The 23,074-nt window shown below is 57.0% G+C and carries 16 protein-coding genes and 3 pseudogenes; 10 read left to right on the forward strand and 9 right to left on the reverse strand.

The genetic code is table 11. From position 1 onward, the window contains the following. The first annotated feature begins 2 nt into the window (after positions 1–2). Positions 3–637, forward strand: a pseudogene (leuD, locus tag XH89_RS38995) (3-isopropylmalate dehydratase small subunit). Between the two features lie 647 nt (positions 638–1,284). Here leuD and XH89_RS39000 read toward each other — a convergent pair. From XH89_RS39000 to XH89_RS39035, 7 genes and pseudogenes are all read right to left on the reverse strand, one after another. Beyond that, positions 1,285–1,611 (reverse strand): helix-turn-helix domain-containing protein, encoded by a 327-nt coding sequence (locus XH89_RS39000; protein WP_128929976.1) that lies wholly within the window; start codon positions 1,609–1,611, stop codon positions 1,285–1,287. 9 nt (positions 1,612–1,620) lie between these two features. Then, positions 1,621–2,952, reverse strand: coding sequence for a type II toxin-antitoxin system HipA family toxin (locus tag XH89_RS39005; protein ID WP_128929975.1), 1,332 nt, complete (start codon positions 2,950–2,952; stop codon positions 1,621–1,623). Between the two features lie 610 nt (positions 2,953–3,562). Then, positions 3,563–4,668: pseudogene (locus XH89_RS39010) on the reverse strand (IS630 family transposase). A 63-nt stretch (positions 4,669–4,731) separates the two neighbouring features. Then, positions 4,732–6,081: an alpha/beta hydrolase gene (locus XH89_RS39015; protein WP_128929974.1), complete on the reverse strand. Its 1,350-nt coding sequence runs from the start codon at positions 6,079–6,081 to the stop codon at positions 4,732–4,734. Positions 6,082–6,093: 12 nt separating this feature from the next. Beyond that, positions 6,094–7,260, reverse strand: coding sequence for a serine protease (locus XH89_RS41545; protein ID WP_232995545.1), 1,167 nt, complete (start codon positions 7,258–7,260; stop codon positions 6,094–6,096). Between the two features lie 8 nt (positions 7,261–7,268). After that, positions 7,269–7,844 (reverse strand): M12 family metallopeptidase, encoded by a 576-nt coding sequence (locus XH89_RS39030; protein WP_232995544.1) that lies wholly within the window; start codon positions 7,842–7,844, stop codon positions 7,269–7,271. A 102-nt stretch (positions 7,845–7,946) separates the two neighbouring features. Further along, positions 7,947–9,035 carry a hypothetical protein gene (locus tag XH89_RS39035; protein WP_128955132.1) on the reverse strand — a complete coding sequence of 363 codons (1,089 nt, stop codon included), beginning with the start codon at positions 9,033–9,035 and terminating at the stop codon, positions 7,947–7,949. A 279-nt stretch (positions 9,036–9,314) separates the two neighbouring features. Here XH89_RS39035 and XH89_RS39040 point away from each other — a divergent pair, with 279 nt between their 5' ends. The 8 genes and pseudogenes from XH89_RS39040 to XH89_RS39075 all read left to right on the forward strand — a co-directional run. Beyond that, positions 9,315–10,640 carry a hypothetical protein gene (locus tag XH89_RS39040; protein WP_128929971.1) on the forward strand — a complete coding sequence of 442 codons (1,326 nt, stop codon included), beginning with the start codon at positions 9,315–9,317 and terminating at the stop codon, positions 10,638–10,640. A 76-nt stretch (positions 10,641–10,716) separates the two neighbouring features. Beyond that, the gene (locus tag XH89_RS39045; protein WP_128955131.1) at positions 10,717–11,679 is read left to right on the forward strand and encodes a helix-turn-helix domain-containing protein; all 963 of its coding nucleotides are present in this window, start codon (positions 10,717–10,719) and stop codon (positions 11,677–11,679) included. Continuing rightward, positions 11,669–12,130, forward strand: a complete 462-nt coding sequence (locus tag XH89_RS39050; protein ID WP_128929969.1) for a hypothetical protein — start codon at positions 11,669–11,671, stop codon at positions 12,128–12,130. The genes XH89_RS39045 and XH89_RS39050 overlap by 11 nt, the downstream gene beginning before the upstream one ends. Before the next feature lie 297 nt (positions 12,131–12,427). Beyond that, the gene (locus XH89_RS39055) at positions 12,428–12,739 is read left to right on the forward strand and encodes a type II toxin-antitoxin system HigB family toxin (protein WP_128929968.1); all 312 of its coding nucleotides are present in this window, start codon (positions 12,428–12,430) and stop codon (positions 12,737–12,739) included. Further along, entirely contained in the window at positions 12,739–13,113 is a 375-nt protein-coding gene (locus tag XH89_RS39060; protein ID WP_074274398.1) for a type II toxin-antitoxin system HigA family antitoxin, read from the forward strand. Before XH89_RS39055 ends, XH89_RS39060 begins: the two co-directional genes overlap by 1 nt. 615 nt (positions 13,114–13,728) lie before the next feature. Next, positions 13,729–14,805, forward strand: coding sequence for an AAA family ATPase (locus tag XH89_RS39065; protein WP_128929967.1), 1,077 nt, complete (start codon positions 13,729–13,731; stop codon positions 14,803–14,805). Then, positions 14,708–17,242, forward strand: coding sequence for a S8 family serine peptidase (locus XH89_RS39070; RefSeq protein ID WP_128929966.1), 2,535 nt, complete (start codon positions 14,708–14,710; stop codon positions 17,240–17,242). Before XH89_RS39065 ends, XH89_RS39070 begins: the two co-directional genes overlap by 98 nt. A gap of 295 nt (positions 17,243–17,537) precedes the next feature. Continuing rightward, positions 17,538–17,932: pseudogene (locus tag XH89_RS39075) on the forward strand (cell filamentation protein Fic); the annotation flags it as partial. A gap of 435 nt (positions 17,933–18,367) precedes the next feature. Here XH89_RS39075 and XH89_RS39080 read toward each other — a convergent pair. After that, complete coding sequence (locus XH89_RS39080) at positions 18,368–19,624, reverse strand: diguanylate cyclase (RefSeq protein WP_128929965.1); 1,257 nt, start codon at positions 19,622–19,624, stop codon at positions 18,368–18,370. 1,096 nt (positions 19,625–20,720) lie between these two features. On the opposite strand from XH89_RS39080, the gene XH89_RS39085 reads away from it, so the two are divergent. Further along, the gene (locus XH89_RS39085; protein WP_232995542.1) at positions 20,721–21,530 is read left to right on the forward strand and encodes a GntR family transcriptional regulator; all 810 of its coding nucleotides are present in this window, start codon (positions 20,721–20,723) and stop codon (positions 21,528–21,530) included. Between the two features lie 41 nt (positions 21,531–21,571). Here the strand turns inward: XH89_RS39085 and XH89_RS39090 are convergent, their stop codons facing one another. Then, complete coding sequence (locus XH89_RS39090) at positions 21,572–22,732, reverse strand: amino acid aminotransferase (RefSeq protein ID WP_194468753.1); 1,161 nt, start codon at positions 22,730–22,732, stop codon at positions 21,572–21,574. Positions 22,733–23,074 lie beyond the last annotated feature (342 nt).

The following is a 23,074-nucleotide window of genomic DNA, read 5'->3' on the forward strand; positions in this document are numbered from 1 at the left end:
AAATGGAAAAGTTTGTGACGTTGGAAGGTGTCGCCGCAGTGCTGGCGGACCCGAATATTGATACAGATGCAATTATCCCTGCCCGCTTCATGCGTTCTGCGAACGCTAATTTGGGTAAGGCCCTGTTCGCCAACAGCCGATTTCAGGACGACGGATCCGAACGCGCCGACTTTGTGCTGAATATTCCGCCATTTCGGAGCAGCTCGATCCTCGTGGCAGGCGATAACTTTGGCTGCGGCAGCTCGCGAGAAGCAGCAGTCTGGGCGCTGAAGCAATTTGGTATTCGCTGCGTTATCGCGAGAGCTTCGGGGAAATATTCTTCGAGAACTGCTTCAAGAATGGCGTTCTTCCGATCACATTGCCCAAAGCCGACTATGAGCAAATCCTAGGCGCGCTTGCGAAAGACCCCGGGCGTGAAATTAAGGTCGATCTTGAGCGATGTGAGATCAGGATGTCGTGTTCGCTATCGATACCGTTTGTCGTGTCGCCTTCGCGTCGGACAGCATTGCTTGAAGGGCTCGACGATATCCAGCTGACGCTGCGTTATGTCAGCGATATCGACGCATTCGAGGCCTTCGACGGGGTCGCGCGGCCATGGATGCGTCGCCCCACGTCATCTTTTGGCCGATCGCCGTAGAGCTGATGACGTCAGTTTCGTGGTGGGAGCCTTGGCAATTCAAGGCTCTGTCGTCCGGTGAACGCTAGCGGAAACGAAAAGACGCAAATGGTTACGCATTCCACGACATTTGATGATACGAATCTCTTGGAGCGAGCTTGGGTTTAACGCGCATCCAGCCCGGGCTCGGCTTCTCTCCTATGCGAAAAGCCTCGCGACTTTCGCTGGGGATATGGAGCGCTGTCTTTGTTTGTGAACCCCACGGCTCAAGATTATGACATTGTCCTCCTGGGTACGAGGTCAGTTCTTCAGTTCAAGACATTCGTCCTCCAGTCAAGTTTGAACGAAGATCTTGCAGCAACGCCACGGGGAAGCCGACCGGCCGAAGATGTTCGAAGGCGACCAAGGTGGATGAAAAGAGGCCAAGATCTCGCAGAATTGCACTTCGACGCAACCTCTTGCCGCTGTTTTTTGCGATCAGCGTCGCTCCTTTGGTCGGCCAAGGGCTCGCCCGGCACACCGGCAGTGTCATCTTGAAATAGACCAGCGTACCGGATTTGCGCCTCCTCAAAACTCCAGAGCATTACGGACCGTTTGCGAACACGCCAAAGAGATTCCTCACGAATGGCCATTCGGAAGAATCTATTCGGTTCGAGACGCGCTCATCATCAATGTGGCCCGGCAGATTTCTCATCTTCGCGAGAGGCCGTTGTCGCCCCAGCAGCGATCGGAATAAAGCCGATTTGGAAACCGAATGCGCGACCTATTTTGTCTAGCGTTTGCGCAGTAGGATTGGCCGCTCCTCTTTCAATGTCGGCGACTTGGCGCGGTGTCAGCTTAAACAGTCGGGCGAACTCAATCTGGGTGAGCCCGAGGGCTTGACGCATCTCGGCGACAGCCTCCGGCAAGCGGAGAGTACCCGCGCGCGCTTTGGCTGCAATTGCGGCGCGACGATCTCGGATCTCCTCTTTCGTAGGTTTACGCCATCTGGCCATGAGGCTCGCCTAATCTGTCACATTGCGCAGTTTGGCAACACCGTTCGCCATATCTTCGTTGCGAATGATTGCATTCGTCACGACGGAGACCGGCACGCCGCACTTTCTTGCAATCTCTGGAAGGGCCCGGAGAAGATCTTCCTTAGCTGCCAAAGCGGACATCAATTTGTGGGCGGGCACCTTGGGGCTAGAAACTGTCTCACAGACGAGCCTCCAATCAGGATTGGTGTCCTGTCCTCCACCATCGAGCATGCACCCCCACCTTGTGGAACGGACGATGCCCGCTGTCGCGATCTTCATTGGTGCGAAATCGAACAAGGGGGCGAGACGTATGCTTCCATCCGGGAATTTTCTAAGCGCGGCGTTTCGACCATGATTATCGGGATTGCCCATAGCCAGGTTCAAGACATCTCGCAGCAGATACTCCGTCGTGTCCTCCAGCGGACACGACGAGACCTGTTGGATTGTTTTCAGATAAGTTTCGTGCCTGCTCTGAAATGCAAACTCCGCAACGCCAATCGCAGAGACCAGACTCTCTTGTCCGTAGCGGATTAGACCACCCGACGTCACCCTGCGGTCAAACCGTGGAATGACAAGCACACCATTGCCGTAGGTGCTCGTGCGTTCGACGTTGACGCCAAACTCTTTTGCGACCACCGAATAGCCCGATTCAGACTCCAGGATCCGCTGATCCACCGGCTCATCACTACGCAGAAGCTTTACGATGATAAATTCGAGGGCGTCCGCGTCCGGGACCATCGAATTCGGATACCAAAGTCCGTCTCGGGAGCGAGTCAGTGACACCTTGGGCCAGTCACCTTGCAGCCCACTCGAACCCGAGGCAAGCAAGGAAAAGCGATCAGCAACTTCGAGAAACGCATCGCTCCGATCGAGAATTTCTTCCATAGTGATTCCCGCGACCGATATGTCCTGAAGACGTTCGACCTCCTGATCATATGCTTCTTTGATGCGAATATTGCCGACGGGAGAACTCGCAGCTCTCATGAGAAGATGGACTTGGGTAGAAGGCGCCTCGACCGGAAGGTTCAGAAATCGCGCGATCCTCTCGGCGTGGTGACCTTGAGGAATTAGGTCCAGTAGAAAAGCTGGCCAGGTGCTTGCTGCGCGATCCACCAGATCGACTGGGGCGTTGATCGAGTAAGCATGTACGCCTTTAAGGGGACGGTCTTCCGCAAATGGAATGGCGCCGAACTTGGCAAAATAGCCCATTTCGTAGCTAGTTCTGGAAGGCGTCGTGTAGCCCTTTTCGGGGGCTTCCAAGTTGACAATGGCCGCCTCGTGCCACGTGCCTTCTATGAAAGTTTCTACAGTCAGGTCCATTTACAAATCCCTTTAGGGATGTATATGGCAGGTGAGCTCAAGAATCAACCCATTATAATGGAAGTATTAATAGCGGAGGATCCGTTCGGACACTGCAGTCGTTGCCCATCATGCTTTTGGCCTGCCGGATCTTTGCGCCGCCACCACGGACTGAGCGGCCCCTCAGAGATGCTCGCCCCGCGATCAAGTGCGGTGACGGCGCAGCCCTGTATTCAGCTCTCATTCTGATGGGCTTCATGCTGAAGAGCGGACCCGGCCAGAGGACCCAGAGGGCGCCTCCTTCGGCAAGACCTAAAAAGCGCAAAGGCTGGCTGTTATGATGGAGCGTCGCACGCTCAAACATCAAAAGCCCGAACGGACTTTTACCATCAACTGAGTAAGCGGCACTCGTACGACGAGATGCGCGCTATCCCGATCCAAACTGTGGTCTTCCCGGGCGCATGCATGTACGGTCCCCGATCTCACCACGGCCCGCTTCTCACTATCGTGCAAGACTGCTCGATTCCGCGAAAGCTGCGCGACATTTGCTGCCGTTACATAAAGGCTTCGAAATAGGAACGAGCCGCACATCAACGAGGATTAATGCGCACGCCCCCCTAGTCACGTGAATCTAAAGTTCGCCGCATAAAGTCTGCTGGGCTTTGTGGCAGAAGCGTTTGACGGAAGCCAAGATCTGGTCTGCAGACTTGGTCCATTTGAAGGGCCTCGGGTTATTGTTGTGCAGTTCGATGAAGGTACGGATGTCGGCCTCGAGCTGTCTGACGGAGGTGTGAACACCTCGCTGGATCTGCTTTCTGGTGAGTTCAGCGAACCAGCGCTCGTTCTGATTGATCCATGACGCGGAAGTCGGCGTAAAGTGGACATGGTTGTGCGGCCGGCGAGCGAGCCACGCCTTGATCTTAGGTGTCTTGTGGGTGGCGTAGTTGTCCATGACGATGTGGACCGCAAGCCCCTCGGGGATTTGAGCGTCGATTTCCTTGAGGAACTTCAAGAACTCGACCGCCCGATGACGCTTGTAGCATTTGCCAATGACAAAGCCGGAAGCGACATCGAGCGCGGCAAACAGTGTGGTCGTGCCATGTCGCACATAACTGTGCGTGCGACGTTCTGGCATCCCAGGCATCATCGGCAAGACCGGCTGCTCGCGATCGAGTGCCAGGATCTGGCTTTCTCATCAACGCTGAGGACAACGGCTCGGTTCGGTGGGGATAGATAAAGGCCGACAATGTACCTTGTCGACGAACAGTGGATCGCTCGACAACTTGAATGTCTGGCTACGGTGCGGTTGCAAGCTGAACGCCGACCACATTCGGCGGATCGTGGTGTGGGAAAAGCCAGTTTCCGCAGCCATCGAGCGGATCAACCAGTGCGTCGCGTCGGCCGGCGTCGTACGCAATGTCCGCTCGATTACCTCAGCAACCTGATCGTCGTCGATGGTGCGAGGGCGGCTCGGGCGGGCTTCATCAAGCAGGCCATCACAGCGATCCTTCTAAAAAAACCGACGGCGCCACTTGCCAACGGTGTGTTCATGGATGCCGAGTTCAGCAGCCACAGACTTGCTTGGCAGGCCATCCGCACATCGCAGGATCGCGCGGCATCGCTCAGATAGCACCGCGCGACACGATGACGACGAACTTGCCTCTCTAGGTACGTGCGCTCCTGCGGACTGAGCACTAACGGCGCGATCGGCCGGCCTCTCACACCTGCATTCCCCACAAGCGCTCTCCTCTACAAAGATTCGAGCCATCAACTAATGTGATGAACTTGCGTTCCAGATGACTAGTAAGGATACATCCAATAGGTCGCGTTGAGCTCGTTAGGCATCGAGCGCAAAGTTGGGGTCCGCTGCGGTGGCTTGAGGTGGCTAGATGAGGAGATGATCCGGCCGATATCGTCGAGGACCGCCCGGCTCGTTGAATAGGTACTATGATTGAGCGCGAACATTTCGCTTCCGACCGCAGAGACATCGATCGTCTCGATGCCCGAGACGAGAGTTGGACCGCTCTTAGTCACATAGCCCATTCGCGATTTCGACTGCGCCTTCTTCATCGAGGCGAGCAGAGCCAGATCAGTTGACGAGGCGTACACGGTCACCGCACCCGCGGCCGCTTTGATCTGGTTAGCCCGCTCCAGATAGAGGTCACGGTCGACGTCGGGTGCTGCGAAAATCAGCTCGGTAATGCCAAGCGCTGTTTGGCTCAGCGCTGCCTGCTGCAAGGCGCCCAATACCACTTCGCTGCCAAGGCTGTGTGCGATCAGGATGATCCGCGAAACGTTCCCCTCCGTCTTGATGAGCTTGAGAAGATCGAACAATCCATCGGTGGCATGCAAAGCACTTTCGCGGTCGTAATCGTAATCCGCCAACCCGCCTTTCGAGGGCCAGGAATAAATCATGACGCGGCCCTTGTAATTTGCATCGAAGGCAATCTGAGCGGCCTTGAACGCTGCATCCGAGAAAGGAACATTGTAGCCATGGACGAACAGCATCAGGCTGTCGGCAGGATTGGCGATCGCGGAGGCAAACTCCTCTCGTGAGAGCTTCGATAGAGTCTGGATTCGAAAGTGCTTTCCGTCCTGCTCGGCCTCTGTCCAAATGCCGTACAGATATGTCTTTGGCGTTTCGACTTCGCCCATCTTGTGAACGATCGGTATGCTCACAGTCACGCAGCCATAGGTATTCGTGGCCGAACGATCATAGGTGATCTGTTTCAGCTGCAGATTCGGGCCTCCCATCACCTCGCGGTTGGTCGCAAAATAAACGGGCACCAAGCCCTTGATGGCGGGCTTGTTGGGAGCCTCGGCGCCAGTTGGCGTCGGTTTCTCGGGAGGTGCTTCCTCACTTGCCTCACCCGTTGTGGGGCGATGATAGCCATAATCATGGCGTCTCGGACCATAATACCTCGGGCCGTAATACCTTGCGGCATGATGGTGATATCCTGTCAATGCACGCCCGTGGTGCTGATGCGTGTTTTGGGCTTGGGGCTTTGACGGTCTCGAGATAGGTGCTTGATGAGCGCAGCCGACGACAAACATGCAGACCAGAGCAATTAAAGCCGCGCGGAGCTGCCGGAACGACGAGAGCCAGTGCAGCGCATTTGAAGAATCGGCTCGCAATGTCGAGACGACCATGGCCCCTCCTCCTTACTTCGCAAGAACTTGAGATAGATTGACGGTAGCACCGAGCCATCCACGGTACCGATCGACGGCGGGTCCACTGGTCAGCTTGTAGGTGAAGCGCGCCTCTGCACCGCCATCGTTGATGGCGCAAGCAATGTTGCCGGCTCCGTTTGCCGTCTCGACATGCCAGGAGCAGCCGGTGATACGGTAGCCCGGCTCGGCTGGGAACGTCTCGGCGTAGTCGGCCGAATGCTCGGCAAACACGACGGGATGATCATCCTTGGTCTTGTCGACGGTGTATGAGCGCTCGATCTGCTTGAGCTCGACGAGTTGCGATAGCGGAACATTGACGATGAGCCGCCGGTCTTCTGGAAGCAACGTGTGAAGCGCGCCGGCCAGGATCTCGGGAATTTTCACGCCCTGATTGGCTTGCGTCTGCACATGGGTCGAGTTGAGCTTGCTCCAGTTCTCGAATGAGATTGTAGTGTCGACCCATTTGGTCCAGCAGACGGATGGTTGGGGGATAGCCGCAATCAGCTTGTAGAGCGGACTCGCGGCTATGACCGTGGCAGGAATGATGAAATTCACTCCGTTGACCTGGGCATCGTTCCATTTGACGATGCCGCCGACAGCGATACCGAGGAGCGCGCCGAACTCGTTGAACGCGGGACCTCCGCTGTTGCCGACGTTCATGACAGTATCGGTTTGCCAGCGCCCATTTGGGCTGGTTTGATTGCTGATCAGGCCGCTCGATATGCTCAGATCCAGGTCGAGGGGATAGCCGAGCAGATAGAGTTGGGTTCCCATTGGGGCCTGCTGGCTTTCATTGATGACCGGCATTGGGCAGCGCGATGCTCCGCCGCTGTTGCTGGCCGGCTGGGCCAACTCGAGAAGGGCAAGATCGTTGGCGTCGTCGCGGTGAATCGCGCTGACTTTGATTGGGTTTGCGTTGCGCGAGCCAAGGCGAGCATCGACCTCAAAGCTCTTGTAGTTTTCCTCGCGTCCGACCACATGGCTGTTGGTGAGCACGAGGTTGTCGCCGATCAGAAGGCCGGAGCCGCCTCCGACTTCCTGCTTGCCGTTGTACATAACGCCGACAAACTGGACATGAACAGTCCTGACGTTATAGCGCGCGGCGATCTGCACCGCGGCGCGATCGGCTAGCGCCTGCCCGGAGATGACAAAGAGCAAGGCGAGGGTCAGGACGGATAAAACGTTCTGACGGCTGCGATATCGAGTGGGCTGAGTTGTCCGCTTCCGTTCCATGCTGGATTACAATAGTTCATGATGGAATTGGGGTCGTATTTAGTGACTTTGTAGTCGCCGACCGATCCTGAAAATTTCTCGTTGCGGCACTGTTCCGGAGCATCGTCGCGGTTCTGCTCGTGAGTAAAGCCGAGCGCGTGCCCGAATTCGTGGACAGCGACCGCACGAATGCAGAATTCGCGCTTATTGATGCATCCTTTACTCCAATGATTGGAGCTGAAATTCAAGGTCATGCCCGAAGACTTGCCATCGAGATACTTGCCGACGACGTCGGTGTGCGCGCCCTCGTCGGCGATGCGCACATGGACGCCGGCTGCGCCCTCTTTACAGGCAGGCCAGGTCTTGGCGAACCAAACGCCTCCTTGTGCTGCGCTTTCCCAGGTCTCGGCCACGGCTTTTCGGACGAGTTCTGCATATTTCTGGTCATGAGGATTGAGGTTTTCCCAGCAGACCGGGATTTCCTTCACGTCCCATTTGGAGCTGCGGATCACAGTTCCGAAGAGCTCCATCTCCGACACCCCTGAGGGAAGCGCAGGCTGAGCCTTCGCGCTGCTGCAGGGGAGGAGCACGAGAAGAACCAGCAATCCGAGCAGGCAGTAACGAGTCATGTTTTATTGAGTAGGCGTTGGAGATGGCGGGAAGACTGGCACCGGCGCGAAGATAAAGCCGTTCGTCCGCGGGCCACCACCAGCCCTTGGCCGGCGGGCTGCGGCCCCCCCGCTCTCCGGCAACTCCTGCGACTTTTCCCCTCCCGGGATTGGTGTCGTGTAAATCGGATTGTCCTTTGATCCGAGCGCCGGCTGTTTGGCTGCATAGCTGGCCGAGCCAGACTTTGCTCCGTTGGCCAAGACGGCATTCGGCCCATTGATGTAGATACCGAGATTGCTGAATTGCTGCGCAGATGCGGAGGCTTGGATGGCGGCCGGTGTCCAGCGCGCCGATGTAAGGGAGTATTTGGCCTCGATGCCTCCGGTCACTTGGATCGAAAAAGTATAGGTCATCTGCGCTGGCTCAGCTATTTCCGATGGCATAGCCGGCGTCAGGTTGTTGGCGGCGATCAAAATTGCATTGTCGCGCAGCCAGGCCGCCAATGGCTTGGAGGCATCGACGGTGATGCGCTTGAAAGCGGCCCGTTCCGGATATTTGTTTTCGGCGAGAGCTTCGAGCTCGAGGAGCTCGGTCGGCGTTCCCCGGTAGCAGCCGCGCTCATATGTTGCCGGGCTAGATGCCAGCGGCAAGGTATCAGACGCAAGCTCGGCATTCTGTTTCAAGAGAAATGACCAGATCAGGTCGTAGGTGTCCTGCGCCGAAGCCGTGGGGCCGACATGGGTCACTTCGGCGGTGGTGGCACTTAGAACGCGCTTATAGTCGAAGGCGGTGCCGGACCCGACACCGCCGGTATCGGTTACTTTCAGTTCCAGGAAGAAGGTGCCGTATAGGAACGGGTCGATGTCGAAATGGGCGAAGCGGTCGAACGCCTCTTCCGGCCTGGTCTTGTAGATCTTGAGGTAGTGCTTCCGCCTTTCGCGCTCGATCTGATAAAAGGTGACGACCTCGCACCGGATCGATTTGAGAAAATATGGCAGTTCGCCGGCTGTGATCACGCCAGTCTGCGGATCGTGCACATAGTACAGGCTGGTGCATCCGCCCATCGCAAAGCAGGCGCCAAGGCAAGCCGCGGCCCGGCTGATCTTCCACATCGATTGTGCCCCCTGTCCGCTTCGCGTCGCTCGCGCGCGGATCTCCCGCCCAGATTGAAATGCTTTGCTCGTGCTTCGTCAAGAGTATCGGAAGCCATATGCAGCTTTTCGTTGCCATCGTATAATTCGATGCAGAGTTTCTGCGCGTTCTGACATTCAGAGCAACTGCGCCCGCAGCTAGATGATGAGACGCGCGTAAGTCACAGTCGGGCCGATTGCAAATAGCGAACCGTACGCCTATCAATGGCACATATTGGCGAAGTCGTTTGGACGAGTCGTTTGCCTGGGCCTGCGGACAGCCGCCTGAAGACAACGGAGTTCGGCAAGTGGAAGAAGGCAGCTGGTGAGCTTGCTCAATCACAGGCCTCGATGACGCATGCCAGAAGGGACGAACTGAGGAAGGCTCTGATCGAGCTCGACAAGTTGTTCCGCAAGGCGCCGCCGAGCGTGTACAAGGCTTACCGCAATCTTTCGGAGCGGCGTCTTGAAGAATCTGCCCGGAGTTTCGGTGACAGCGTCGGAGAAGGCCGCCTCCTTTGGTCCGTTTCCGAGGAGACCCCCGAGCAGGTTGCTGTGTCGCTTGGAGGTCTCATCCGGGCCATCGACCGCGTGCTGCTCGAGCGGCGGTCGCAATGGCCGATTGCATCGGGCGAGTGGCGCCTGGAGGCGCTCGGATGCTGGTTCATTCCGCGACAGGGCGTGAGCGCCGGCCGCCCTGCCCGGCGGAGCCAAGCCTATTCAAAGCGAGGCCTGCTATTTCATCGGATCCTGCCCACCTTCATTGACGGCTATGCCGTCGAGGTGGTCGATAGCCGTACCTTGCATAGTGCCGCTCAAGACCCCACGAATTGGAAAATGGGCGCCTGCCTTTTCGAGGCGCTCAAGCTTGAGGCGGAGTTCGCAACGGTAGACGGGGACAAGCGTTTCATCGTCAGCGGCGTCGATGCGCCGGCGGCGGGGAACGCGGTCTTGCTTCAGATGGCGAACGCGTTGCAGGAGAACTGCATCGCAATCGTCTGGCCCGAGCTCACGGTACCACCAGGACTGCGAGAAAAGATCGTCAAGTTCATCCGCGAGCGAGATGTGGCCGACCCGCTGGAGCCTCCGGAGATCGTCATTCCGGGAACGTGGCACGAGGTGGCAGGCAAGGAGATTGTGAATCGGGCCCGGATTTATGACGGTTATGGCGAGGAGCGGCTCGTCTACGACAAGATCGCCCCTTACGCCGATGACGACTGGGGGATCGAAAACATAACTGCTGGCGAGCGGATGTGCGTGCTTGCGACTGAAGGCGCCCTGATTGGCGTCGCAATTTGCCTCGACTTCTGTGACGTCTGCGACACGCCCTTCAGGGACCTGGATGTCGATGTGATGCTGGTCCCCTCGATGGGGAACGACCGCACCATGCAGGGCCACCAGACGACTGCGAGCCAGGTGGAAGTGAAGTTCGGCACGCGAAGTTTTGTCGTGCAACATCCCACCCACAACCGCTACGGGGATGGCCGGCTTGGTACTATATTACCCCTCCTCAAAGAGCCGAACGCTGTTTCCGCCCGGGAACTCGGTCAAAAGACCGTTTGGACTGCCTACAAATGGGGCCGGTGACACCCTAGATTCAGAGACTAAAATCAGAGTAAAGCGTTGTAAAATGATCTTAAGGGTTGTGACGTAGGGTATGGCCATGTCGGACGTAGCATTGGAAAAGATAGAGAGCGGCGAGGCCACCGCGACTGAGGCGCGGAGCGTCATTTCGGAATTCCTTAAAGAGGGATCCGAAAGCAGCCTGGAGCGTATTTACGCAACACTTGGGGCTTGGCTCTGGAATTCTCTGGAGAGCCGGCGCCGCGATCCGGAGCTGCGGGAATGGTTTGATATTCTGCGTCGGGTGAGCGCCTCGCTCGCGCCGAAGAATGCCGCCTATGCCGAGCGCTTCAGAGCGTTTTACGATCTTCTGCAGATGTCGATCAACACCGCCAAGGTTGCTCGTCCAAGCGAGGTCATGCACCGTCAGCATGTCGTCGAGATACTTCGGTTGTTGCGGGATGCACCGTCGCGTCAGCTGGAGAAGACGGTCATTGCTAAGAAACTGGATCTGAAGGATGCCAATCTCAGCCGCATTCTTCGCCTGATGACCAATGCGCGTTTTGTGGAACGAACGGCGGCTGGAAAGTTTGCTCATTTCGCGCTGACGCGCGATGGCCTTATGGCGCTTGAAAGGCACGAAGGGCCCACAGCAAGGGGCGCTGGCCAATTGGCGCAGCTTATGCGCAGGAAAATGGGTCTCAGAACCCACCCTGCCCTCACGGCTGAAGAAAATGTCGTTCTTCGCAGCCTGTTTGATTTGCCGAGCCCGATGCATCCTACGTTGCATGCGGCGGGACTAGTGATGCGTGACCCGCTTGGCGTCCGTCAGGTGATGGAGGACTACCTGCTTCATCCGCCGGCACCGACAGCTCCCGGCTATATGAAGGCGCGAACGAAGAGCTCGTATCATGGCTCGTCGGTGACGGTCGTGCAGGTGAAGAAAGCCGAAGGTCACGGCGCCTCCACATCGATTGAGGCGGTGAACAGTCCAAAGCCCGTCTCGTTCCCTTCGGGTATGCTGCACTTGAGCGCAGGAGAGGACTCCGAGCATGTCGAATGAGGATCTCGGGGCTTCGACAACGGAGCAGGCGCAAGGCGAATCGGAATCGCTAGTATTGTATGGAAACACCCTGCTCGATCGGTTGACCTTTGTTTCGACGACGTTCAGCTCGCTCATCATGAGCATGGGAAGGGTCGGGCGCGACAACCGCGAGGTGTTGGTGCCACTGGTCGAAGTCAGATTCGAAGGTCCCTCTGGCCAGGACGAAAGCGCCTTGAAGTCTTTCTTTTCGGAGCTCGTGCCGCTGGAAAACCTCGCCTTCGTCCTCGAAGACATCTCGGGTGATCTTGCAACTGTTTGCCACCAGCTGAGCGCTGTGAGCGAGGGACCGGTCAAGCCTGATCTCAGGCGGCTTGCCGAAACGAGCAGGTTCCTGCAGGACGCCAAAAGCAACCTGGACAAGTGTCTCGCCGATCTGGAGCGAATTGGTCAGCCGCCCAATCTTCCCTAGCGGAAGTCTTGAGAGCATCTGCGGCGAGACGATTCTTTTGCTTCTAACGCACAAAATTGTCCAGTCGCAATTGACCGCGTCATTCTGAGTTCGAAATGCGATTTTGATTTATCAACCGCGGGGCGTGCCTAGAAGCGTTCGCGGCGGGCTTCGGCTTCGCCGCGAAAGTGCGAGCCGATCGGATCGTGAATTAGCCCCGAGTGGCAAGACTATCTTACTGTCGGCGGGCGGCATGCGTTTCCCAAAAATGGAAATTCCCCTCTTCCATTTTTGGGAAATCGACGGTAGTATCCCTTCATGCTGGTGGTCGGCACGGACCTTGGTGAGCGCTATTTTGCCGAACGCTCTGGTCATCGGGGCATCGATGCAGCGCGCGCTCAATACAGGGCATGGCTGGCAATTGCTGAGGCTTCGGACTGGCGGACGCCGCAACAGGTGAAGCGATCGCATCCCAAGGCAAGCATCCTGAAAGGCGGACGCGTGGTGTTCAACATCAAGGCCAATGACTACCGCCTGATCGCCATGGTTCAATATCGTGATGGCGTGTTGATGATCCGCTTTTTCGGCAGTCATGAAGACTGTGACAAGGTGGACGCGGAGACGGTGTGATGAAGGCAACATTGATAATTATCCAGAACCAGGCCGATCATGAGGCGGCCAAGGCGCTTGTCGGCAAGCTGATGCAATCTAACGAGGCTGCCGATCGAGCGCGTATGGTAGCTCAGGCTCGCCTTATCGAGGCTTATGAACGCGCACGCTGGCCGCGCAAAGCGCCGCCGTTGCCCGATTTGCTAACCTATCTGGTGGAACAACATGGTTTGACGCGCGCTGATCTTGTGCCGCTTCTGGGCACTGCTAGTCGCGTCAGTGAGGTCATGTCCGGCAAGCGCGAATTGAGCATGACGATGGTGAAGCGTCTGCGCGAACGTTTCCATATTCCAGCGGATTTGCTGATCTCCGCGAGCGGAAGTGTTGCGGCTTAGGTCAATCGGGACCATGACTTTCGATAGGGGGCTACTTTGCTCGGCGGCCGTGAATATTTGCATCGACGCGAGAAAGTTCAGCGCATGCGATTCCAACGCCTTTTAGGGATTAGGGTCATCCATTGCTTGCAGCAGCTCGACTATGCACGGATACGAGCATCGGCGCCCCCGGTGGGCTTGATCCATTTGCTCACGATTCTCGCTCCGGAACAGGTCGAACGCCGGTATTGGACTGCGACTTGACGGCATTGAACAAAAAGTGAACAATCCCCTGACGACCCCTCTCGGATGGGCATAAAGCGCCAAAGCGCGCGAGGCGAGTGCTCGAAGGCTCTGCCGGACTTTCGGTCGGCGCTAGCTATGAAGGCTGGCTAGTTTTGTCAGAGGCAGGCAGTCAACAGGATGACGGGGAATGCTTGAGCAGGCAGAACAGACTCGACCAGTCATGACGGCGGACGAGAAGTCTTATTTGTTGCAGCTTTTCAATATGTTAATCCCCGCCGGATAGGCTCGCCGAGCGACCCCGGCAAGGAACCTTGGTTATCGGCGAGTTGTTCACAAGCTGGGACCATTTCTAGCAGCGTGGGCGCGCAATCCTGTAATAGGCTGTCTGTCATGGCCAAGAGCGACTTACTCATATCTCTCGTGCGCGCCGGTGTGACCGGCGATCGGCCAATGATGCGCTCGGCGGTCGAAGCGATTGTGGCTGATGAGCGCGCAAAGAGTCATCACGCGCTGGCCGATCGGCTTGAGCGAGCGCTGCAGACGATAGCTGTGACGCCGCCAAGTCTGGTTGCCTCTCAGCGGTCTCCGCAAGCTGCTGGGCGCGACACGATTTTAGAAGTTACGCCACGCATATCTCTCGATGAGCTGGTTTTACCCTTGCCTGCGCGCGCCGAAGGGATGCAGCTGATCGAGGAGCATGTGCGGGCAGACGTGCTGCGGGCAAGCGGATATGAGCCGCGGCATCGGGTTCTCCTGTCTGGTCCTCCAGGCAACGGCAAAACTTCCTTTGCAGAAGCGATTGCAGAGGGCCTTTCTCTGCCGTTTTTCGTGGTGCGGTACGACGCGCTCGTAGGAAGCTATCTAGGCGAAACAAACGCGCGTCTTCGCGCGCTATTCGACTATGCGCGAACCCAACCTTGCGTTTTGTTTTTCGACGAGTTCGATGCGATTGGAAAAGAGCGTGGAGATGATCACGAAACGGGCGAAATCAAGCGCGTTGTTTCGTTTCTCTTGATGCAGATCGATAAACTTCCCAGTTACGTGGTAACAATAGCGGCTACGAATCATGCTGAATTGCTTGATCGAGCCGTATGGAGACGTTTTCAGATAAAGATTGCATTTCCCGCTCCGCAAGTTGCGGAAATCGCACATTTCATAGAACGAATTTATATGGGCTGGCCCGAGCGCCCTTCGCTGTCGGCTTTTGAACTCGCGCAAAAGATTGACGCAACCTCCTATGCTGAAGTGCTTGATTTCTGTCAGAACGTTCGACGGCGACAAATTCTTGGTCTTGGTGAGATCTCGATCGATTCTGCGGTCAAGACTGAACTCGAATTTTGGTCATCGAGAGTAAAGCCAGAGAACCTGCATGGCGGCCGATCCAACGAAGCCTCTGCTGCGACTGACGCCAGGCAATCAGGCGGCAAGACCAAAAGGCAGGCCGCAACCGATCCCCAGGCCGGCTAAATTCACGGCTGCTGCACAGAATGCAGCATTTGGCCCCCGCTTCCGTCGCCTCGAACAAGTCTTGGGTCGAGACCCAAGCGGCTTAACTTTGCGATCAGACCCGTCCGCGCTGGCGCCAGAGCGGCTGCTGGTTTTTGAGGTTCGGGGGGCAGTTGCGAATTTTGCGAATGCGATCCGAAGAGTGCCTGGTCTGGAGCTCATCGATGAAGAGGAGCTGGAGGGCGATGAGAAGGACAAGTCGCCTGAGGCCTATCTTCTTGTGCCAGATGTCACGGCTTTGCAGAACATCCTGTCGCTCTGGAAGAGATGGGTATCCGGGCAAGCAATTGGGGAGGGGTTCGCACCCTGGCGGGATGTCTTTGCGACGCTCCGTGACATCAGAGTATGGGGGCCGGGAGATCGTGTTCAAGATGGTGATCGAGAGATCCTTGCGCACGAGATCGAGCTCATGGGAGATGAGGAAATTCTCCCCGTTGAGATCGAGCTTGTGTTTCGATCGTCGGAGGACATGGCGGCTTCGAACCAACAAGGAGTCATCAGCGAGATTAGGGCGGTCGGTGGCACTCTTGTGACGCAGTGCCGGATCCCGGACATCGCCTATCATGCCCTTTTGGCTAACCTGCCAGTTGCCGCGATCCGGCAAATTACCGAGCGCTCCGCGACCGGGTTGAGCGGCATGGACCCGGTCATGCACATTCGGCCACAGAGTATTGTTGCGCCGGTGCAAGTCGAAGACGCCAGTCAGCTCCAAGGCGGACTGGGACCGCTTCCTTCTGAAGGCCAACCAATTTTGGCCTTATTGGATGGCGTGCCCGTTTCCCAGCACCCTCTGCTTCGTGATCGAATGAATGTCGACGATCAATTCGATTTAGAGGGCGCAGCCGTCGTGGCTGAAAGGGCTCACGGCACAGCTATGGCTTCTCTGATCGTGCATGGCGACCGAAACACCAATGAGCCGCCGCTGGCGCGCCGCATCCATTGCATACCGCTCTTGGGGGCTGCTGATCAATTTCCTGAGGACCGGCTGATTGTCGACCTGGTTTATCAAGCTGTGGTCTCGATGCGGCGCAACGACGATCCGAGCGCTCCGTCAGTTGTGATCGTCAATCTTTCGCTCGGCAATGTCCGAAAGCCATTTCATGGGCGGCTGTCGCCCTGGGCGAGGTTGGTCGACAGATTGGCCCATCGATATGGAATTCTGTTCTGCGTGAGTGCCGGCAATCACGCCGGCTCATTCGAGATAGCATCCATCCCCACCATGGCTGCTTATGAAGCGACGGACCAGCCCGATCGGGCCAGACATACGTTGTCCGCGCTGTCGCGATTGATCACTTCTCGCCGGCTGCTTTCACCGTCGGAAACAGTGAACGGGATCACGGTAGGCTCCGCCAATATCGACGCCGTTAGCGCAGCCGATCGCCGTAGCGCTAGAGGCAGGGTCGATCCGTATCATCCGATGATCATCACCAATCCATCCAGCGGATTGGGTCCAGGATTTGCAAACGGCGTCAAACCGGATATTTTGATGCCTGGCTCTCGTGAGCATTTAACCATGGTGGCCAGTGGAACGGCGCTTGCTGTAAGGCCAAGTGGACCTGCTCGACCGCATGGGCTCAAGGTTGCAGCTCCGCCGCGCGAGGGCAGCAGCAATTGGGAGCATTACACTTCCGGCACAAGTGCTGCGGCAGCTCTGGCCTCCAGGACGGCTCACAGAATTCATGACGCTTTGGAAGACACGTACGGGCAGGACTTTCTGTCCCTGCCCCACCATCAGCGCGCCGCGCTTCTCAAGGCGCTGTTAGTGCATACAGCCTCGTGGCCGCAAGATAGCGCCGAGCTCATCAAGAGCGTGCTAGGTCCAGCTGATGCAAAGCAATTCGTCAGGCAGAAGGATAATATCCGGCGCTTCTTAGGCTACGGCGTTGTTAGTCCGGACGATGCAATTTATTGCGCTTCCGACAGGGCGACGTTTTGGGCCGTCGGAACGCTGGCGCAGGAGACAAGACGTTCGGTTGTTGTTCCGTTACCGGCTTGCATGAGCGGCCAATCTCTCCCCCACTCGGTGACCGCAACGCTTGCATGGTTCACGCCCGTGCATCCCGGTCGACAATCGTATCGCTCAGTGAAGCTTTCGCTTTTGGCGAGTTCAGATGAGATCGATCAGTTCCGCGTGCAGCCATCCAAGACGCAGCCTGATGTCAATCAGGCAAGCAAGGGGACCGTTTTCTCTCGGCGCTGGCTGGGCGACAAGGCGCCGGCTCTGACAGTCGATTCTGAAATCGAGCTGATCATTCAACGCGAGCCTGACAGAGGCAGCAAGATAGACGAGCAAGTTCCGTTCGGCGTTGCTGTAACCGTAGCCATGCCAGGCATCATTGAGGTCTACAATGAGGCTCGAGCGCGGATTGCGCCGCCCATTGCCGTTCCGGTCCGCTAGCTCGATTGTGCTCGACCTTTGAAAGACGGATCTCACCAGCGATGGGCCTGCCTAAGGTGCCCGGAGGTGCCGCATCAATCCAAGAGGTTGAAATCCCGGGCCAAACGGCGCAGCTTTTGCACCTTTGAAATTCTCAGGTTCTCAGGCAATGAAGCCCAAGGTCTCTGGTTGCTCGCCTTCGATTCCCGCAGCGTGGACGGTTTCGTGTTCGGCGCGAGCTATCCGGCCTTGAAGAATCTCATCTCGTAAGATCGGCGACGTCCGCCTCCTCTAATGCCGCTGAACTTTCGGGAATATGTCGTTGAGCGCACAGTTTTCAGGAGCAGGGACGATTTTTCATGACCGGCGTTTGCCCGAAGCCGGTGCTCCGGCCGGCTATGCCGCCCTCATCGACGCTTATCACCTCTCCGCTCCAATTCCACGGACGCTCTCGGCGATCGGGACCAAGCATCGTATCCTAGAGCAGGATGGCTGGCGCCTTTACACACCTCGGCACGCCCCAGAAGCTTCCCTTGAGGCGCATCTAACATTGCGCTGAAATACGAGGGCGTGGATCTTGCCGTCCTGAAGCGGCTTTTTCTTGCTGTGGCCGAAGGCGAAATCGTCGAGCTGGTCAAACAGAAGCTGACCGGTCTTTACAGGCGTCGCATCTGGTTCCTGTATGAGTGGCTGCTCGGTCGAGAGCTGAACTGAGAAAGATCTTCCGAATGAAGCCAGAGTTCTTCAAGGGTTCGACACGTTCTGCGCCGGCGTCGAGCGTTTAGTCGATATGCCCGAGAGGACGCTGAATAACCTCTTCGGCTTTCTTCGGCAAAATCAAGGTAAGCTATCAAACCGCGCACGAGCCAATGAGTTCGCGGCGCTGACCCAAGAGGAAGTCGAGAGGATTGAACAGTTATACGCAGGTTCATTTGGCAAAGCAGAGCCGTAGCCAAGTCTCTGCCGTGCAGCGAGCGAGTATCGCTTTTTCAGATCCTGGAATCTGAATATGACTGCTCAAGTGGATCAGACTCGACGCGAGATCGGCTACCCCAGCCCGGATCGGGGGAGGCACGGAAGCAATCGAGAGCTTAGCGTATGTCCCTGGCTTACGCAGCTTCCCACGGGTTTGCCCAAGCAGGAAAATCAAACCCCTCGTGCTGCTTCTGAGGACGACGCCATAAACGTCAATGGTTCAGTCAACGAGCGAACGGTGGCGTCGGCCACAAGTGGAGGCCAGACCTGATTACGTCCTTTGCCTTTGGCGGCATACAGGGCGTGATCGGCCGCAGCAATTAATTCCAGAGGAGACAAATCCGACGGCGAACAAGCTGCGACGCCAAAACTGGCGGTGACGATGCCTAAGAGGCTCCGGCCTTCATTGGGGATCGCAGCAATTTCGATCGATCGGCGAATGCGTTCGGCCAGCCGCACGGCATCCATCATCGCCATATCCGGCAGGATTATCAGGAATTCTTCGCCTCCATATCGGGCGACGAGGTCACCCGTCCTTCGTATCTCTGCCTGAAGTATGGCGGCGACTCGTTTCAGGCAGAGGTCGCCTGCAGCATGTCCGTAGCGATCGTTCAAGTGCTTGAAATGGTCGATATCGATCATGACAGCTGAAACGGGCGATGCTCGGCACTCGGGGCGAGACCAAACTCGCGACAGTTCATCATCAAGATGCAGCCGGTTTGCTAACCCCGTCAATGGATCGCGGCGTGAAGCGGCGTCCGCATCGGCGTGCCTGAGCCGATCTCTCAGCGAATAGAGGTAGGCTCTACGGAGATCGCGCTCCATTGTATAGTTTGCGATCAGAGTGATGTAACCGCAGATGAGGAGCTGAACGATGATGGTCACCGCTATCGGGGCGGAGATGTAGCTTGCGGATATGACGAACGCGGTGTGAAGCAACAGGATCGCGGCAGTCACGACACGAGCGAAGCGGAATTCGAGTCTGTGCAGTGAGACATTGGTGTAGAGCAAAGTTGGAATCACCACGTACTGGTAGTGCGCAGCGCTCTCGCTCGCCGTCAGGGCAAAACCGAGGTCGATCTGCAAGATGATGAGTAGCGGAACACTGGCTGCTAGGAGCTCCCGTACGAAGGGCCTCGGTTTGCGCGATACGAGCCAGGCGACCAATAGCATCCACGGAGTCACTATTGAGAAATGTACCCACATGGCCAGCCGCACGACGTCCGGGACCAGCAGCCAATCTCCGAGCAGAAAAAGGTTATAGAGGGGAGCCGAAACGAGCAGTCCGATCGTCAAGCGCTTACACCGCTTGTCGTGCATGTCGGCTTCAAATTGCCGTTCGATGTCCGGGGGGAATCTGATCGATCGCGTCCGTCGCCCGTTCACGCAGGCGTCGACGGAAGCTAATGTTACTGCGATCTCGTTCATTCCAACCTGCCACTCGGACAAGCGGCAGTATAGTTTCTATGCGTTACCGGACCACTTCGGCGAAGCGTAAATATTCCGTTTGATTTCCGGTTTGATCTTACCCTCTCCAGAATCTTGGCCATTTCAGCAGGAGATGAATGCCGTCGGTCCCGTATTTTCCCGGTGAAAGATCAGCAGACCAGTGGCGACTATTCGGCTGCTCCTCACCGTGGCTCGCCGAGCCGACCGCCCCTTCAGGCGTGTGCGTCCGCGGAGGGTTGTATTTGGGGCGCGGTGAGACGCGCCCGCGGGTCGGGCGGCATTAAGAATGGCAGCCCAGGCCAGAAGTCCATAGACGCAACCCAAGCTCCGAGGACGGGTGCAGCCGAACCAGATGGTTGACATCCTCAAGTCCGCTTTCCTGGAACGACAGCTCGGGATCTGGCACTTTCTTGGCGATCTTGCCGCAGCAATACCCTTCCGGGAAATAGCTGACGCTGCTCGCAAAAAATTAGGTTACGTTGAGGGGTGCCATGAGCGCAGCCGGAAGTACCGCATCAGAGGACATCGAACTGGAACGCCGGCTGTTCTATCTGCCGACGCTTCATCTCGATCCATGGACGAAGGCTTGTGTTGACGGTCGCGCAATCTACCTCGATGGGCTTGAGGCGTTCAAGATTAGGAGGGCTATGCCAGCATCTCGCGCATAAGATTGTTACCGAGTTTGTCGATGCATCTACGTAGAAAGGAGGACGCGAACCAGGAGTACGCCGGATCGAAGTGCGCCTCGACGAGATTGAGCGCGAAATCAGACGCGTCCATCCGAAAGCCGCAACTGGCTTCGCCAAACTTCGCGTTGCGCCTCCTTAAGTTGGAAGGCGGCGGACTTGGAGCCTTGCCACAGCGGCAATGTTCGCATCCTTAGTACAATAGCTCCAAGTTGACTTCGCTCTTGGCCACGAGTTACATCCACATGCTGGCAAACGGGAAAGAAAGACCTTTGAATCGAGATGCTCGGCCGTTGTCGCCCATCTCACGACGGCCCAAGAAAAAGAGCCCGCTCGGTCGTGCCGAGCACTTGGCTGGGCTCATTTTGTCCGTTGTCCGTCGCGATGGGATGAAGACCGGCGATCGCCTCATCGAGCAAAAGCTTGCCGATGCGCTTGGCCTGTCGCGCGCGCCAATTCGCCTAGGCTTAAAGGCTCTAGAAGAGGCGGGGTTCGCGCGCGGTGAATTGCACCGCGGCTTTGTCTTGACAAGAGACCCTACGAGCGTAGCCGCACAATCCACACTGGCGGCGGTAAGCCGCGCGGAAGAGGCCTACGCGACGATTGCAACGGACGTGGTCGCAAAGCGCCTTCCCGCCGATGTCACGGAAGCCGAATTGCTGCGCCGTTACGATCTAACACGCACCGAATTACAACGACTGCTGGATCGGATCGCAGCGGAAGGGTGGATCGCGCGCTCACCGGGCTACGGGTGGCGTTTTGCTGAAACTGTATCAAGTCCCGAAGCGCAGACACAAGTTATGGCGTTCCGCGCGGTGATCGAACCAGCAGCAATTGCTCAACCTGGTTACGCTCTGGCGCCAGAGGTCATCGAGCGACTTCGCGAGCGCCAGCTGCGCATTTTTGATGGCGAGCTGGAAAAATTCACGATAGGTGAAGTGTTTCAATGGGGATGTGATTTCCATGAGGAGATCGCGCGCGGTGCCAAGAATCCCTTCTTCGTCGAGTCACTTAAGCGCGTAAATTCGATTCGTCGCTTGTTTGCATACCGAAGCTTCGCTGATCGCGACGGCATGCGCCGGCACGTGAAGGAACACCTGAGGCTGCTCGACGTCCTGGAGGCCCGCCGGTATGCTGATGCATCGGCTCTGATGATGCGTCATATTCGACGCCCGCTTAAGGTGTACGTCTTCAGATAGGTGCCACAGGCGGATCCGTTTCCGAGTTGCATTTCGACAGCTTAAACTGCTCGCCGGACACTGTCGACAAAGCGTGGCACGTCGTCAGTTGTAAGGCCGGCCAGATTGATCCTGCCGTTTCCAACGATATAGATCGCATCATCCTTGCGGAGACGGTCGATCGTGGCAGAATGCAAGGGTAAGGTGGAGAACATTCCCTTTTGCGCCCCGAGCTGAGAAAATTCGGGCATACCCCGTCCGACGGCCGCACGAATTTTTAAAATTCTTTCCCGCATCGTCGTGAGCTCGCGAAGCCAATCCTGACGAAGGGCGGTGTTCGACAGGATAGTGCCGACGACCGCAGCACCATGGTCGGGCGGCATGGACCAGTTAACTCTCGCTAGGGCAGCCATGGCTTGAACAGTCCGCCCTACTGAGACCGGGTTCGTGCCATAGACGAAGAGCGCTCCGGTCCGCTCCCGATACAGTCCGAAGTTTTTGCTACAAGAATAAGCGACGAACGCTTCGCTCACGCTGGACAGCACTATTTCTAGTCCTTCTCTATCCTGCTCTAAACCATCACCGAATCCCTGATAGGCAAAGTCGATGAGAGGAATGAGGCCTCTCTCCTCCACAAGTTGCGCGATCGCCCGCCATTGATCAAGGCTAAGATCCGTGCCCGATGGATTGTGGCAAGTCGCGTGAAGCAGCACGATATCCCCTCTCCTTGCGCTCTTGAGCGATGAGAGCATTTCGTCGAAGCGAAGCGTTTGAGAAATGACGTCGTAATAGGTGTACGTACCTATTTCCAATCCCACGGCCTCAAAGATTGGAATGTGGTTGCCCCATGTCGGCAGGCCCACAAATATCCGGCTAAAGGGTGCCGCCAGCTTTATGACCTCGCAAGCTAACCGGACCGCACCGCCGCCGCCAGGTGTCTGAACGCCACCTAGTCGATCCACCTCGATGTTTCCGATCGCGAGCTCGCGGATAAGGCTGACGAACTTTGTGTCACCGAGTGGGCTTACGTATGATTTGGTGTCCTGTCCCTCGAGCAAGAGATGTTCGGCGGCCTTCACCGCGGACAGGACGGGCGTAACGCCGTTATCGTTTCGATAGACCCCCACACTCAGGTCGATCTTGTCCCGCCGAGGATCGTTGCGGCATGCCTCGGCTAACGCCAACACGGCGTCGGCCGGCAGATCAGGCAGGGCTTGAAACATAGCTTCTCCTTACTGAACGATCGTTTGTGCGGCTCATTGGCTCTATGCAATGAGGGCTGGAGTTGGCGCGCCTCTTCAATCGGGCACGGGCGTGGCTTCGTGGACGAAAGGCATTCTTGGTGCGGCGCTTCCGTTTCACCAAGAACGCTATTTGGCTTACGCCAGAACCGCAGGGCGAAAGGATTCCGTCGGGATGCACCCCTGAAGCGGACGCCCGATGAATATCGCCGCGCGGCGCGCGAACAGGCAGCGCCAGGCAGTTCAGCCAACAGGATAATCCATGCAAACCTCACCCGAAAATAGAATTCCGCGGAATGCGAGCGGATCATGTCCTGGCCGCCC

Source organism: Bradyrhizobium sp. CCBAU 53340 (assembly GCF_015291645.1).
Taxonomy (GTDB): domain Bacteria; phylum Pseudomonadota; class Alphaproteobacteria; order Rhizobiales; family Xanthobacteraceae; genus Bradyrhizobium.

Bases quoted from the DNA above. Each gene is read 5' to 3' on its own strand.
- XH89_RS39055 (WP_128929968.1), top strand. From the start codon at position 12,428: ATGCTGGTGGTCGGCACGGACCTTGGTGAGCGCTATTTTGCCGAACGC.
- XH89_RS39015 (WP_128929974.1), bottom strand. From the start codon at position 6,081: ATGGTCGTCTCGACATTGCGAGCCGATTCTTCAAATGCGCTGCACTGG.
- XH89_RS39080 (WP_128929965.1), bottom strand. From the start codon at position 19,624: ATGAACGAGATCGCAGTAACATTAGCTTCCGTCGACGCCTGCGTGAAC.
- XH89_RS39005 (WP_128929975.1), bottom strand. From the start codon at position 2,952: ATGGACCTGACTGTAGAAACTTTCATAGAAGGCACGTGGCACGAGGCG.
- XH89_RS39050 (WP_128929969.1), top strand. From the start codon at position 11,669: ATGTCGAATGAGGATCTCGGGGCTTCGACAACGGAGCAGGCGCAAGGC.
- XH89_RS39045 (WP_128955131.1), top strand. From the start codon at position 10,717: ATGTCGGACGTAGCATTGGAAAAGATAGAGAGCGGCGAGGCCACCGCG.
- XH89_RS39090 (WP_194468753.1), bottom strand. From the start codon at position 22,732: ATGTTTCAAGCCCTGCCTGATCTGCCGGCCGACGCCGTGTTGGCGTTA.
- XH89_RS39035 (WP_128955132.1), bottom strand. From the start codon at position 9,035: ATGTGGAAGATCAGCCGGGCCGCGGCTTGCCTTGGCGCCTGCTTTGCG.
- XH89_RS39070 (WP_128929966.1), top strand. From the start codon at position 14,708: ATGGCGGCCGATCCAACGAAGCCTCTGCTGCGACTGACGCCAGGCAAT.
- XH89_RS39085 (WP_232995542.1), top strand. From the start codon at position 20,721: ATGAAGACCGGCGATCGCCTCATCGAGCAAAAGCTTGCCGATGCGCTT.
- XH89_RS39000 (WP_128929976.1), bottom strand. From the start codon at position 1,611: ATGGCCAGATGGCGTAAACCTACGAAAGAGGAGATCCGAGATCGTCGC.
- XH89_RS39030 (WP_232995544.1), bottom strand. From the start codon at position 7,844: ATGGAGCTCTTCGGAACTGTGATCCGCAGCTCCAAATGGGACGTGAAG.
- XH89_RS39060 (WP_074274398.1), top strand. From the start codon at position 12,739: ATGAAGGCAACATTGATAATTATCCAGAACCAGGCCGATCATGAGGCG.
- XH89_RS39065 (WP_128929967.1), top strand. From the start codon at position 13,729: ATGGCCAAGAGCGACTTACTCATATCTCTCGTGCGCGCCGGTGTGACC.